Below are 13,100 nucleotides of genomic sequence, written 5' to 3'. Positions count from 1 at the left end.
GCCTATGGGTTACAATAAAACAAGTTCTTATAAGTGCAACAATGGTTTTGCCTTTGTGATGATATTTACCGATAAATTTGTAAAATGTAGATTGTAAAAAGTATGAATGATATAAGTCATTAATACCTGATACAACAATACATTCCTACACTATATACAACCTTTAGGGTGGTTTTAGCGGTGGGGCTCACCTGTTCCCATTCCGAACACAGAAGTTAAGCCCACCAGCGCCGATGGTACTGCGAAAGCGGGAGAGTAGGTCGCCGCCAGTCTTTATCTAAACCCCTCCTTCATCATCCGATGAAAGAGGGGTTTTTTTGTTATGTACTTATCACATACTTCTCATAATAACTATATCTATCTATGACTATCCATCATTCATACATAGATACATAGATAGATAGATAGATAGATAGATAGATAGATAGATAGATAGATAGATAGATAGATAGATAGATAAATAGATAGATAGATGCTTTAAACAATCTCCAAATTTCAGATTTCTCAAACAGTCGTGCATTGTCAGGAATCTCCGTCTCTGACAATTATACCATAGCTATGCTTATTTTCATTTGAAACCTGATTTTCATCCAGCAGTATGTATTAAATTAATTATTTATTTAATCCTCTTCTAAATCAGTCAAAAAGAATATTAAATCCGTTCAAAAAGGTATTCCATATGGTATTCATTACTGCTTATTAAAATAAAAGTTCTCACTAAAGATGGCGTAAGACTATACAGTTTATGAATATTTATATTTAAATCCAGTGAGGATCTGAAATTGTCGGCTTTCCTGTTTCTATTCTTCCTGCAAAATGCCAGACCAGACTTCCCGAAGTAAGTTTCAGATCATACCAGCCTTTTGTTTTATTGAGATTGATTATTATTTTTTCACGATTTTTTTGTAAAGTAATTTTTTTCAGGCTCTTTTCATAAAGATTCTCTACGGTCACTGAATGATTGACCGTAGAGAATCTTTCAAAAACTAGTTCTACTTCATGTACAGATGAAAGATGATTTAAAGAAATTTTTAATTCAGGAACACGATCGCCTTTGAAATTTCTATAGAATCCATTCGGTCCGAAAACTTCATAATCATAGTTTTCAACATGTGCATTGTGAAACAATTCCTGGTTTGAATATAATGCATAGGAAAAATAAAAGGTATCATTATTAAAATTTGTTCTGTCATAAATTATTAACGGAACAGCCCTCTCTTTTAAATTGGTCATTTTAATTTTTCCGTCTTCAAGATTTACATGATAATAATAAGGCAGTGCATTTGAAGGTTTAATTCCCTTTTCCTGAATGTTCAGCAATTGATCGCTTAATTCATTTTCATAATACCATTTCAAATTTGGCAGGGGTTTATTTTTCGCTGCATTTATGGTCTTAGTGTAATCTTTTTGATCCAGATAATCCATCTTTGGGATCTTTACACTGGAAGAGTTGAATGCTGAAGTCAAGTCTCCGCAGATGGCTCTTCTCCAATCACTGATATGGTCAACGATTACATCTTTATTAAATTTTTTACGGATGAATTTTTCCAGAAACTGCAGGACAGAGGTGTGGTCTGAAACTTCAGAATTCACAAAACCTCCTTTAGTCCAGGGTGACGCAATAATCATCGGGACACGATACCCTAAGCCAACCGTTCCTTCTGTCCTTTCATAATCCTTCAGCTTTTCCTTTGACATATATTCCTGCTTCTTATTTACATATTCTACACCTTCTTTACCGTTTAGATCTATTGGCTGATTTGGATTCATTGGTGGTGCGAAAGGAACCACATGATCAAAGTACCCATCGTTTTCATCATAATTAATAATGAAAATTGTCTTCTTCCAGGTTTCAGGATCTTTGGTCAAAATATTCAATACTTCAGAAATATACCATGCTCCATACCAGGGTGAGCCGGGATGGTCAGAAAAGTGTTCAGGGGCAATCAGCCATGAAACCAATGGCAGTTTTTTATCTTCCGCATCTTCTCTGAACTGATATAAAACATCACCCTCAGGAACAACCAATCTCTCTCCGTTTTCATCCTGACCGATTTCCAGATTCCAATAATCCGGATCATTGGAATTGGTGGTGAAAGCCTTTTCATGAAGATTTTTTTCTTCCTGTGACAGCTTGGAATAATTATCCGGATGGTATTTGACTTGATCCTCTTCCAGTTCTGCAATCATTCTTTCCAATCTCTCTTTCTGCTCCGGCTTCTTTTCAATTTCATTTTTTAAATAAGAAATAATATTGGGAATATTCTTATAATAGCCTTTTGAAAACTTTACATTAAACTTCGAAAACCATTCAATCGGATTATCGGTGAAATTGCTCAGCCAGGCTTCCTGTTCTCCGGACATCCCTTTCGGAAGGCTGATCTCGTTCTGATAAATTTTCCATGAAACGTTTTGCTCTTCTAAAATTTCAGGGAAACTTTTCCATCTTGCCTGTTTTGCTTTCTCATAATCAATATTCTCATTGAAAACATTGGCTTTTACTTTGCCGTTTTTCTGCTCTCTGATCGTGCCTGACCAAAAGAAAAGCCGGTTTGGAGTGGTTCCCGTTAATGATGAACTGAAATACTGATCAAAAATGGTGAATGCATCCGCTAACTGGTAGTAAAACGGCAGGTCTTCCCGGTTATAATATCCCAACGTCAATGGAATATCTTTATAATCTTTATCATCTGAAGCTTTGGCCTGAAGCCATTGGTCATATTTCCCATTATTAAAGGCCTTTTGCTGGTTTGTCCATGAATGGGGAAGAGAGCTCATCCACGTAGATTTTGTATTCCTTAAATCCAACCGGGCGGGAGCGGCATATTTTCCGTCGTCATTTTTCTGAAAGAAAACAGAATGTCCGTCCTGCTTTGTGAAAGCTCTCTGGTCTAAAAATCCCCTTACTCCTTTTAAAGCTCCGAAAGCATGATCAAAAGAACGGTTTTCCTGCATTAAAATTACCACATGTTCTGCGTCATAAAATGTGGATTGTGCGGCAGGATCAATGGTCAAAGCCTTTACAATGGCAGGGTGTAAGACACTCGAAGTTCCCAGGCCAGCCAATAAGAGGCTTGATTTTTCTAAAAATTCTCTTCTGTTCATTTAATTAATCATAGAAAGTAACTGCAAGTTAAAAGGATTTTTCCTGCGATTGTTTTATTTCATGTTATAATAACCGGACTTTTATTGCAGCCACCACGGTTTAGAATTGATATCGTCATTTGTTATTATAAACAACCAGAGGCATCACAAGATAATTATTCACATCAAATCCGGTAAAATATTGGTTCGGATTCTTAACATACGTTTGATAAAATGCTAAGCTTGCCCTGACTTCACTATCATAGTGGCTTTTTGCGGATCCGGAAATCCAGCCTCTTGCCGTGGCTTCCGCCAGAATAAATTCAAGTTCTGAATAACTTAAATTGAGGAAAGCTCATGGGTAGCGTCTTTGTAAAAACGGTCGTTAACCTTAGAGATTTTTTGCGGTGATCAGGGCAGCGTTGTCAGAATAAGGTGATGTAGGATTACCTCCGTTGTACCCTTTGAAATCCGTAATCGGCTTTCCGGCTTCTTTGCACCTGTTGTCTATAATGCAAAAGTAAACAACCACGAATACTGTCTGTCTTTAAATAAATTGATAAAATAATTTGCTATGTATAAGCTTGAACCATAACCGCTGTTGTTGAACATAGTATACCGGCTGTCTGCATCATTTGCAAATTTCAGCTTTCCATTATCGGCAACAGAGCTCATTAAAGAATGGTTGCTGGCGATGGAAACAAACTCAGTGACTGTATTGTAATTTCCAACCGTTGTTTTCTTGGAGATGGTCAGTATTATATATAGATATACCAACTATTTCCGGCTAAAATCTACTCAAAATTCCCCAGTGGATTTTAATATCATTGAATTTAAAGGGGTTTCCGAATTCATTACCGTTGGAAAGCTGGAAGCTCATCAAACCGATCGGGATGAAGAAATTAAATCCGAGTCCGACGCTGTAGAGCTTCGGTTTTACGTTTAGCGATTTATTGTTCAGCTGGCCGTACTGACCGAAAACATCAAAGAAAGCCTGGCTTCCGATAAGATAACGGTATTCAAGGCTGCCGTAGTAATAAAAATCGGCAGCGAGGGAATTTTCATTGAAGCCCCGCATGGAATTCCAGCCTCCGAAGCGGTAGAGTTCGTTGGCAGAAAAGTCGATCTTTGAATCCATCATGGCGCCCTCCGCTTTTATGTTGAGAAAATGGTTGCCGTTGATATGGTAATTGTGCTCCCCGAAAAAGTAGAACTGGTTCTGCGGAGACCTGATATTGTCTTTCGTATAAGTGGTAGTCAGGTAATCATAGCCCGCGTTGATTCTGGTTTTGTATAAAAAAAGATCGATATCCGTCGGCTCCACCATTTCAAACCAGATCCCGATTCCTTTTTTGTTGTAATCTTTCCCCTGAACATACAGCGTATCGATGATACTTGAGCTTTCAAAAGTTCCTCTCAGACCCAGCTTATTCCTGGCATTGAGATGATAATAGAATGCGGGAAGCGCCTTTACATTGGCAAAAGTAGAATCCTGTCTGAAGATATTTACCTTCATATTCAGCCCTACATTGGATTTGAAAAGATATGGGATATCCGTCTGAAGGTCAAAAGTCTGGCCTTTGTCCGGGTTTCTCTGCCAGTATAGGTTTACGGTTTCAAACCCGTTGAATATATTCCTGAAATTAACATTCAGGGTGCCGTTTAAGGTAAACTTATCCGTTTTATCATTTCCGAAACCGATCACCCCATCGAAACTGTTTGTTTTTTTCTTCTCCATGAAAAGGTAAATACTCGTGGAGTCTTTTGTAAACAGGGTCTGCGGAGGACGTTCCAGTGTGATAAACTGGTGGCTCTGGAAACTTTTATTAATCGCGATAAGGTTTTTATCGTCATAGGTTTTCCCTTTGAATTCTTTTTCCAGATTTTTAATGAATCTTTTCGGGACACTGGTATAACCTTTTACCACAAAACCGTCAATCGTTCTTTTGTTGTTTTTATTAATGTCAAGTTCTACTACAGGATAACCGTTTTTCTGACCTTTGTATTTGGACTTGATCCTGCTGAAGGCAAAACCGTCATCAATATAAGTTTTACTGATTTTTTTCTTGGTAGAGTCTAAATTTTTAGTGAAAAATTCCTTCTGGATCTTTGTGCGCCGGACAATAGAATCTGAAAGGCTGACATAGGTTTCATTAAAGTTTTTTCCTTTGTCATACATAATTTCCGTACTGTCTCCTTTTTTCCTGACTTCTTTCAGCTGAGTGAAAAAATAATTGTTCTGGGCAAGGGAATCCAGGAACTTCACTGCGGCAACAGAATCATTTACTTTTTTCCTGACTTTAGTTTCGGTATCAATAAGGAAATAACGCTTCTTCTGCGCCTGTATGACAACGCAAAATAGGATAAAGAATATTTTTAAAAATAATTTCAAGATGTTATTCTAATGAATGGGGTGGAGCGATCGGAGGATGTTAATAAATCCTTCTGAAATTTCTTTACAGACCTTAGGTCTGGGTTCAGAATAACCAGGCGCTCAAACAATCAACTAATTTTTATCCAATTTATTATATTTCTTCATTAAATTCTCATAGGTTCCCTGTGGTAAAATCCATTTGAGGGGAACTCCGATTTTCTGCCCGAATTTACCGAAATAATAATGAGCTTTCCACTTATTTTTAGTTAAAAGTTTATCGACGTATTCTGCAACTTCCAACGGTTCGGTTCCGTCGCCAACATGAGAATTCATTAAAGCGTGGACTTTATCAAATACATTTTTATAAGGCTCGGAGACTTTTGTCTTCACACGGTTTTCAGCGATGTTGGTTTTGATGTCTCCCAAATGTAGTGAACACACGTGGATGTTCCAGGGATGTACTTCATACCTCATGGCTTCGGTTACTTTATCCAATGCTGATTTTGAAGCCGAATAAAATCCACGGAAAGGCAATCCCATTTCGCTTCCAATACTGGAAACATTGATGATTTGTCCGAATTTATTTTCACGCATTTTCGGCATCACTGCGCTCGTCATCTGAACTGCACCAACCAAATTAAGATTAAATAATTTTAAAATATCTTCTTTTGAAGAATCTTCTACAGAACCTACCATTCCCATTCCCGCATTGTTGATCAGCACATCGATTTTGGTTTCTGTTTTCAAAACTTCTGTGATGGCATTTTGTACTGCATCATTATCCGTAACATCCGTCGGAATAGATCTAAAATACTGACTTTCGGTGTGTTTTCGGCTCAAACCATAAACTTTATGACCTTTCTTCCCGAAATATTCTGCTAATACGAAACCGATTCCTGATGAAGTCCCGGTGATGATTATAGTTTTTGACATTAATTTTAATCTAAATTTTTTGAGTTTATAAAAATAATAATTTCGTCGTCATTAATTTTTGAAAATATTGAATCTCCGTTTTTATAATCAATTCTGTATAATTTCCCTTGATACTTAATCGCATTATCTTCTTCTTTTAAATATAAAAAAGCAAATTTTTTCTCTTCAGTTGAATAAGAATGTTCAAAAAGATCAAACTTTTCAACCAGAATGCTTTCGCTATGAGGAGTTATTCTTTTAGATAAAATATTCCATTGATAAACCCAGCGGTTTGTTGTCAAGAAATTTTTATTTTCAAATTTAATGAAGCAATCCTTTGGATAAATATTTAGTAAATTTTTGTCAAATCTTGCAGTAACAAATTGATAATCCTTCTTTAAAACTAAAAAACTTAATAAAAATAGTATTGAAATTAGTGAGGTCAAAAAAATTAATGCTTTTTTCATTATTCGATAGTAAGTATCCCATCCAAATTCTTCCAAAACATAGGATAAGATTTTTCCACAACATCTTCCTCTTCAATATTCAATTCTTTAATTAAACAGAACGGCGCGAAACTCATCGCCATTCTGTGATCCTGATAGGTTTTGATGGAAATATTGTCTTCCGGTTCGTTGAAACTTATTGATCTGATCGTTAAATCTGTAATCTCAGTTTCAGTTCCTAGTTTCTTTAATTCGTTGTATAAAGCCAACAATCTGTCGGTTTCTTTTACGCGTAAAGTTCCCAGCCCGGAAATTTCAAAAGGAATTTTCAATGCAGCAGCCGTTACACAAAGCGTTTGAGCAATATCTGGACAATTATTCATATCCAGCACAATCTTTTCCGGAAACTGAAAATTTTCAACCGGTTGAAGTGTCAGTTTATGTTCGTCTTCTGTGAAAGAGGTTTTAATTCCGAAGAATTCATTATAAGTTTTTGCAATCGCAGAATCTCCCTGAGTTGATTCTTTGTAAAAACTTTTCAAATGCATGGTTTCTCTTCCCAACGCAGCAAAAGAGTAGAAGTATGATGCAGAACTCCAGTCGCTTTCCACTTCGTAATTTATAATTGATGAATGATCGTTGGTAAAAGGGTCTACTTTGATCATATTTCCTTCAAAGCTGTTGTTTATCCCGAATCTTGTCAGGATATCCAATGTCATTTCAATATAAGATCTTGAGGTAACTTCACCAACTAAATTAATTTCCAGTCCGTTTTCCAGCTTTCCGGCAATCAGAAGAAGGGAAGTGATGAACTGGCTGGATATATTGGCAGGGACATCCACTTGGTTTTGGGTGATTTTCTTTCCTGTAATTTGTAATGGCGGAAAACCTTCGTTTTCCAGATATTCGATTTCTGCGCCTAAGTCTTTCAGGGCACTGACCAGATTTCTGATCGGTCTTTCCTTCATTCTTTTGGAGCCGGTAAGAAGGGTCGTCTTTCCCTCAAAAATCGAATAATAAGAAGTAAGGAAACGCATGGCGGTTCCTGCGTGGTGAATGTCCACCGTTTCTGTATTTTCAGACAGTGCTTTTTCAAGGAGCTGCGTATCCTGAGCATTGGAAAGGTTTCCGATCTGTAGGTTTTTAAATAAACTTTCCAAAATCAACAAACGATTCGAAATACTTTTCGAACCGCTGATCTGTATGGTTTTGTTCTTTATTAATTTTGATTTTTCTAACTTCATTATTCTTCAGGTTTCAGATTCATAACATCAGATTCAGATATTGCCCCTCTGGTTTCTGCAATCTAATATTCAGGATCTTATTTTAATTTTTCATTATTCTGATGCCGGTCTTTATCCCGGTCGGTCTTAATCTTCATCTTTTTGTCAAATGCTTCCTGCAGATTCACTCCGGTCTGATTGGCTAAACATAAGGTTACAAACAGCACATCTGCCAGCTCTTCGCCCAGGTCTTTCGTTTTGTCGCTTTCTTTTTCGCTCTGTTCACCATATCTTCTTGCGATAATTCTTGCCACTTCGCCGACTTCTTCCGTCAACATAGCCATATTGGTCAATTCATTGAAATAGCGGACCCCGATGGTTTTAATCCATTCATCAACTTGTGCCTGCAGATTGGTGATTTCCATTATGATTTATTGTTGATCTGTTGTTCCAGGACGGCAATTTTTGTGTTCAATCTTTTTAATTCGTCTTCATTATCCGCTGATTCTCCGATGTTTTCTGTAAGATCTGCTACGTTTTTGAAGAACTTTCTTACAACAAGGTAGACCAAGATCAATACAATAAAACCTCCTATTTTAACAATATTAAAATCCATATTATTAGTTTGTATATTAGAAATATTGGTAAGCGCCCAAAGTAGGATTAGAAGTTCTTGAAACTCCCGCAATATCCGTAGGAACGGTTGCTGCAACAGCAGTATTTCCTTTTCCGATTGCCGGTGAATTCTGTTTTACCCTCAGATTCATCTGTGCCACAAAGTAGTTGACAAATAACGGATCCTGATTTTTAACCGACTGAATGACACTTGCATTGCTGTCAAACGGGAAACCTGCTTCAGAAGTGCCGGAATATTTTAGCAGACAGTTCTGAAACGTAAAATTGAACATCTGTCCCGGAGTCTGCTCGAAATTCACGGCATTATCACGGTCAGAGTATACAATACTGTTTCGCACATTAAGGATTAATGCTCCCTGCTCTGTTTGTCCGTTTGCGTTTTTCCATTCATTAGTGGCAAAAATCCCGTTCCTGTTGTACGAATTCAATAAATCTGAATAATTAACAAGGGTTGAGTGAATATAATTATGGGTTCCGCCCTTAAAAATTCCGATCGCAGATTCTCCGCAGTTATTCATCACCAGGTTTGCAGCATTTATGGTGGAAGCAACGGCATAAATACCATATTCCTGAAACGTGTGGATGAAAGAATTGTTAATGGTTGCATTCGCCTGCTTTAATTCAAGTCCTTTTGTACCGCCGAACAGCCTTGCATAATTCATGGTAAGGGTAGAACCGGCTTCCATCTTGATGGAATTCCAGTTTTTAGGGATTGTATCATAAGCCGGATCATTCCGGTCTCCACGAAGAACAACGTTATTTGCCAGCGTTCCGTTGATATTTAACTCAGCTCCGGATAAGATTTTCATTCCGCTGTTTTTATGAAAATATACTTTTGTTCCCGGCTGAATATTCAGATTTACATTTTGATCGACCGTTAAGTCCCCGTAGATGATTTTGGCCTTGTTGTTGGTCCAGGTCGCATCAGCAGTGATCACATTAGGGTTAGTTGAGCTTTTAATAAAGAACTCCGCATCCTGGACGACAGAAAATAAAACGACCTTCTGTTCCCCTGCAGGGCTCTGGAATAAAATTTTATCTTCAGCAATGGCTTCCGGGCCGGTGGCTTCCGGGGCAATTTCCACGAAAATATATAAGCTGTCTTTCTTTCTTAACGGAATATCTTTAAAATCATGCCCCGGTTTTCCGTCCACATTGATTTTATATAAAGAGGAAGTGCCTTTTTCAAGATGAATTCTCGGGATCAGGATATCTTTGTCCTCATTATTATATACTTTTACCGCATAGGTTTCGGAACGGACCTGATGATAGACGGTATCGCAGAAAACCGTATCCCTTGAAAAGCTCAGTTCCTGTGAAGGCGCATCAAAACTAATGTCATCTTTATTACATGATACAGCCATGACAAGCACCCAGAAAGAAAAAGCCAGTACTAATTTGAATTTCATCGAAATTAAAGTTTAAATAGATTTCAAATGTAACGAAAATACTTTAATTTTCTTATCTCTAAAAAATTATTGATCAGGTATTTGTATATTTTAAAAAATATTGTATTTTTGCAACCTAAAATCAGCAGAGAAATACCATTACTATTTCGAAAGCAAAAACTTTAATTTTTTTTTAAAAATTGTATTATGAAAAAAGGACTTCACCCAGAAAATTATAGACTTGTTGTTTTCAAAGATATGAGTAACGACGAAGTATTTCTTAGCAAATCTACTGCTGAGACAAAAGACACCATCGAATACGAAGGACAGGAATATCCATTAATCAAAATGGAGATCTCTTCAACTTCTCACCCGTTCTACACAGGAAAAACCAAATTGGTTGATACTGCAGGTAGAGTAGACAAGTTCATGAACAAATACAAAAAATTCGCGAAATAATTTTTTGAGATTAAAATATTTAAAAGCCTTTCGATTTTCGGAAGGCTTTTTTTGTTGTAATTTTGCCAGACTGAATGTTAAACTTTAAACCTAAAAACTGAACGATGCAATTGGTATTTTCAGATGCACAATATTGGGAAGACTTCCTTCCGCTTACCTTTACCCGTCCCGTTGCAGAAATGCGCTGCGGGATCCTCACGTTTTCCGAAAGGTGGCAGAAAATCTTGGAGAATACGGAAGTCTCTTATTTTACGGAAACCTATTTACAGGATAAATTTACAGAACCTGAAAAGACAGAAAGTCTTTTCCTGGTAACGAATTTTTTACCGACTGAAAGTATAATTCTGCAAATTAAAGATTTGAAACAGGGGGAAGCCCTGGTTTATGAAGATGAATTGATTGCTGCAAAAATAAACATGGATGGCTTTTCGCTGCATCAGATTGAAAAAATGACGGATATTAAAGAGGAGCTGGTATTCTTTAAAAAGCCTTCGGATCTTTTTACCTATAATAAAGAAGCCATCGATTTCGATTTTGAGTTATTGACCAAAGGAAGAAATTCACAGGAACTTTCAGCAACCAACGGATTCTTGGGAGACGGGAAAGACCTGTTCATTGAGGAAGGTGCCCAGATTGAATTTTCTACATTGAATACGAAAACCGGAAAAATCTATATCGGTAAAAATGCCGAGGTGATGGAAGGCTGTCATCTTCGCGGGCCCATTGCGCTTTGTGAGGAATCGAAGTTTAACTTAGGCGCTAAAATTTACGGCGCCACAACCATCGGCCCGCACTCCAAAGTAGGCGGGGAAGTCAGCAATATTATTATTTTCGGATATTCCAATAAAGGGCATGACGGTTTTGTAGGGAACTCCGTGATCGGGGAATGGTGTAATCTCGGTGCGGATACCAATTCATCCAATCTGAAAAACAATTACGGCCACGTAAAGCTATGGAGTTACAGAACCAAGGCTTTCGAAGATATGGGATTGCAGTTTGCCGGACTGATTATGGGCGACCATTCCAAAACGGCCATTAATACCCAATTAAATACAGGAACTGTAGTGGGCGTGGCTTCCAATATTTTTAAAGAAGGCTTTCCTCCGAATCTGATTGAGAATTTTTCATGGGGCGGATTTAAGGATGATGAACGGTTCAAACTGGATAAAGCGTACGAAGTAGCTGAAAAAGTAATGGCCCGGAGAAAAGTGCCTTTCACAGAGCAGGATAAAGCTATTTTTAAGTATATTTTTGATACGTATCAATAAAGCATAAAAGAAAACTTCAAAAAAAATGAAGTTTTTTGTTTTTTGATGTAATGAAATGTAAATTCTGATTGTCTTACTTATACAAACAAGCTTATGACCCAGGAAATCTTTAAGGATTCGGTATTTGTTCTCAAAAATGAGATGTATCGCTTTGCGAAAAGGTTTGTCATGAGCAGTGACGAGGCAGAAGATGTAGTGCAGGACCTGATGATTAAATTCTGGCAGAAAAGAGAAGAGCTGGCACAGTTTGGGAACTTAAAATCCTATGCTTTGAAAGCCGTCCGGAATGAATGCCTGAACCGGCTGAAACATCACGATGTAAAGCTGGGTTTTGCAGATATGCAGCTTCACCGGTCAGAATTGTACAGTATGGAAGTGAATAACCTGAAAGAGTATATTATAGGGTTCATTAATCAGCTTCCGGAAAAACAGAAGACAGTGATCCATTTGAAAGATGTAGAAGAATATGAAGTTTCGGAAATAGCGGAAATGCTGGAAATGGAAGAGAATGCAGTAAGAGTCAATCTTATGCGGGCAAGACAGAAAGTAAAAGAACAAATTTCACAACTGATGAGCTATGAGCAAAGACAAATTTCAAGATAAATATAATGAGGTCTTCCAGAATATTAAGGAAGAAAAAATGGACTGGGATTTTGAAGATTTCCTGAAAAAAGCAGAGGGAAACGATGATGAGGTCCAGAATAACGAAACACCCATTATTCCGATAGGAACAAAAGCAAAACCTTCATTCCCGAAGTGGTTCTGGATGGCAGCGAGTGTAGCTTTGATATTGGGTGTAGGCTTTATATTTAACCGGAATCAGAAAAGTCAGATTGAAGACCAGACGCAGTTGGTTGAAAATCAGATTAAAAAACAGAAAAATGATTTCATCGAAGAAAATAACGATCATCAGGAACAGGTAGCTTTCAACCATCCTTCAGATTCTCTTTCGGAAGTTAGAAAGGATTCTGTTTCTCAGGAAAATTCAATCGCTGATAAAGACGTGATGGATGAAATTCTGCCTAAACGAGGCCGGCTAAAGAAGGAAAGGAAGCCCAAGTTTGTAGACAATTCTTCAAATAAGCCTAAAGCTTCAGATCCTGCAGTCTATCAAGATTCTTACGTGATTGTAAACGGAAAGAGAATCGAAAATGTGGAAGAAGCCATTAATGTAACTAAGTATTCATTTCAGATATTTGCAAATAACGTCAGTGAAAAATTAGCACAACCCAAAGTCGTGGACGACGATTATTAATTAACCTTTAACGATTATATATCCTGATCAGGCACGATAATCAAAAATAAAAAAT

General features: G+C 37.3%; 14 protein-coding genes and 1 rRNA gene. 5 read left to right on the top strand and 10 right to left on the bottom strand.

The window, feature by feature from the left end; translation table 11 throughout:
- Nucleotides 1-164 precede the first annotated feature (164 nt).
- Nucleotides 165-272: ribosomal RNA gene (gene rrf / locus H561_RS0113955) — 5S ribosomal RNA — on the top strand.
- 487 nt (nucleotides 273-759) lie between these two features.
- Here the strand turns inward: rrf and H561_RS0113950 are convergent.
- From H561_RS0113950 to H561_RS0113910, 10 genes are all read right to left on the bottom strand, one after another.
- Nucleotides 760-3,105: a phosphocholine-specific phospholipase C gene (locus H561_RS0113950; RefSeq protein ID WP_027387574.1), complete on the bottom strand. Its 2,346-nt coding sequence runs from the start codon at nucleotides 3,103-3,105 to the stop codon at nucleotides 760-762.
- A gap of 115 nt (nucleotides 3,106-3,220) precedes the next feature.
- A complete protein-coding gene (locus H561_RS24310; protein ID WP_262486243.1) occupies nucleotides 3,221-3,373 on the bottom strand; it encodes a hypothetical protein in 153 nt (50 codons plus the stop codon).
- 218 nt (nucleotides 3,374-3,591) lie between these two features.
- A complete protein-coding gene (locus H561_RS24305; protein ID WP_228372272.1) occupies nucleotides 3,592-3,861 on the bottom strand; it encodes a hypothetical protein in 270 nt (89 codons plus the stop codon).
- Between the two features lie 10 nt (nucleotides 3,862-3,871).
- Nucleotides 3,872-5,476 (bottom strand): BamA/TamA family outer membrane protein, encoded by a 1,605-nt coding sequence (locus H561_RS0113940; RefSeq protein WP_027387573.1) that lies wholly within the window; start codon nucleotides 5,474-5,476, stop codon nucleotides 3,872-3,874.
- A 114-nt stretch (nucleotides 5,477-5,590) separates the two neighbouring features.
- Nucleotides 5,591-6,391: an SDR family oxidoreductase gene (locus H561_RS0113935; protein ID WP_027387572.1), complete on the bottom strand. Its 801-nt coding sequence runs from the start codon at nucleotides 6,389-6,391 to the stop codon at nucleotides 5,591-5,593.
- Between the two features lie 5 nt (nucleotides 6,392-6,396).
- Nucleotides 6,397-6,837 carry a hypothetical protein gene (locus H561_RS0113930; RefSeq protein ID WP_027387571.1) on the bottom strand — a complete coding sequence of 147 codons (441 nt, stop codon included), beginning with the start codon at nucleotides 6,835-6,837 and terminating at the stop codon, nucleotides 6,397-6,399.
- Nucleotides 6,837-8,060: a 3-phosphoshikimate 1-carboxyvinyltransferase gene (locus H561_RS0113925; RefSeq protein ID WP_027387570.1), complete on the bottom strand. Its 1,224-nt coding sequence runs from the start codon at nucleotides 8,058-8,060 to the stop codon at nucleotides 6,837-6,839. Before H561_RS0113925 ends, H561_RS0113930 begins: the two co-directional genes overlap by 1 nt.
- Nucleotides 8,061-8,137: 77 nt before the next feature.
- Complete coding sequence (locus H561_RS0113920) at nucleotides 8,138-8,464, bottom strand: nucleotide pyrophosphohydrolase (protein WP_027387569.1); 327 nt, start codon at nucleotides 8,462-8,464, stop codon at nucleotides 8,138-8,140.
- Nucleotides 8,464-8,655, bottom strand: coding sequence for a hypothetical protein (locus tag H561_RS0113915; protein WP_027387568.1), 192 nt, complete (start codon nucleotides 8,653-8,655; stop codon nucleotides 8,464-8,466). Before H561_RS0113915 ends, H561_RS0113920 begins: the two co-directional genes overlap by 1 nt.
- A gap of 16 nt (nucleotides 8,656-8,671) precedes the next feature.
- Nucleotides 8,672-10,084, bottom strand: a complete 1,413-nt coding sequence (locus H561_RS0113910) for a hypothetical protein (protein ID WP_027387567.1) — start codon at nucleotides 10,082-10,084, stop codon at nucleotides 8,672-8,674.
- A 186-nt stretch (nucleotides 10,085-10,270) separates the two neighbouring features.
- On the opposite strand from H561_RS0113910, the gene H561_RS0113905 reads away from it, so the two are divergent.
- The 4 genes from H561_RS0113905 (at nucleotide 10,271) to H561_RS22515 (ending at nucleotide 13,045) form a co-directional block, all read left to right on the top strand.
- Nucleotides 10,271-10,522: a type B 50S ribosomal protein L31 gene (locus H561_RS0113905; RefSeq protein ID WP_027387566.1), complete on the top strand. Its 252-nt coding sequence runs from the start codon at nucleotides 10,271-10,273 to the stop codon at nucleotides 10,520-10,522.
- A gap of 104 nt (nucleotides 10,523-10,626) precedes the next feature.
- Nucleotides 10,627-11,790: a GlmU family protein gene (locus H561_RS0113900; RefSeq protein ID WP_027387565.1), complete on the top strand. Its 1,164-nt coding sequence runs from the start codon at nucleotides 10,627-10,629 to the stop codon at nucleotides 11,788-11,790.
- Nucleotides 11,791-11,883: 93 nt separating this feature from the next.
- Nucleotides 11,884-12,393 carry an RNA polymerase sigma factor gene (locus tag H561_RS0113895; protein WP_027387564.1) on the top strand — a complete coding sequence of 170 codons (510 nt, stop codon included), beginning with the start codon at nucleotides 11,884-11,886 and terminating at the stop codon, nucleotides 12,391-12,393.
- Nucleotides 12,368-13,045: a hypothetical protein gene (locus H561_RS22515; protein WP_155845796.1), complete on the top strand. Its 678-nt coding sequence runs from the start codon at nucleotides 12,368-12,370 to the stop codon at nucleotides 13,043-13,045. The genes H561_RS0113895 and H561_RS22515 overlap by 26 nt, the downstream gene beginning before the upstream one ends.
- Nucleotides 13,046-13,100 lie beyond the last annotated feature (55 nt).

It is taken from the genome of Chryseobacterium gregarium DSM 19109 (assembly GCF_000430845.1).
Classification (GTDB): Bacteria; Bacteroidota; Bacteroidia; order Flavobacteriales; family Weeksellaceae; genus Chryseobacterium; species Chryseobacterium gregarium.
The sequence above is the reverse complement of the archived record's forward strand: the minus strand, read 5'-3'. Positions and strand labels throughout refer to the sequence as shown.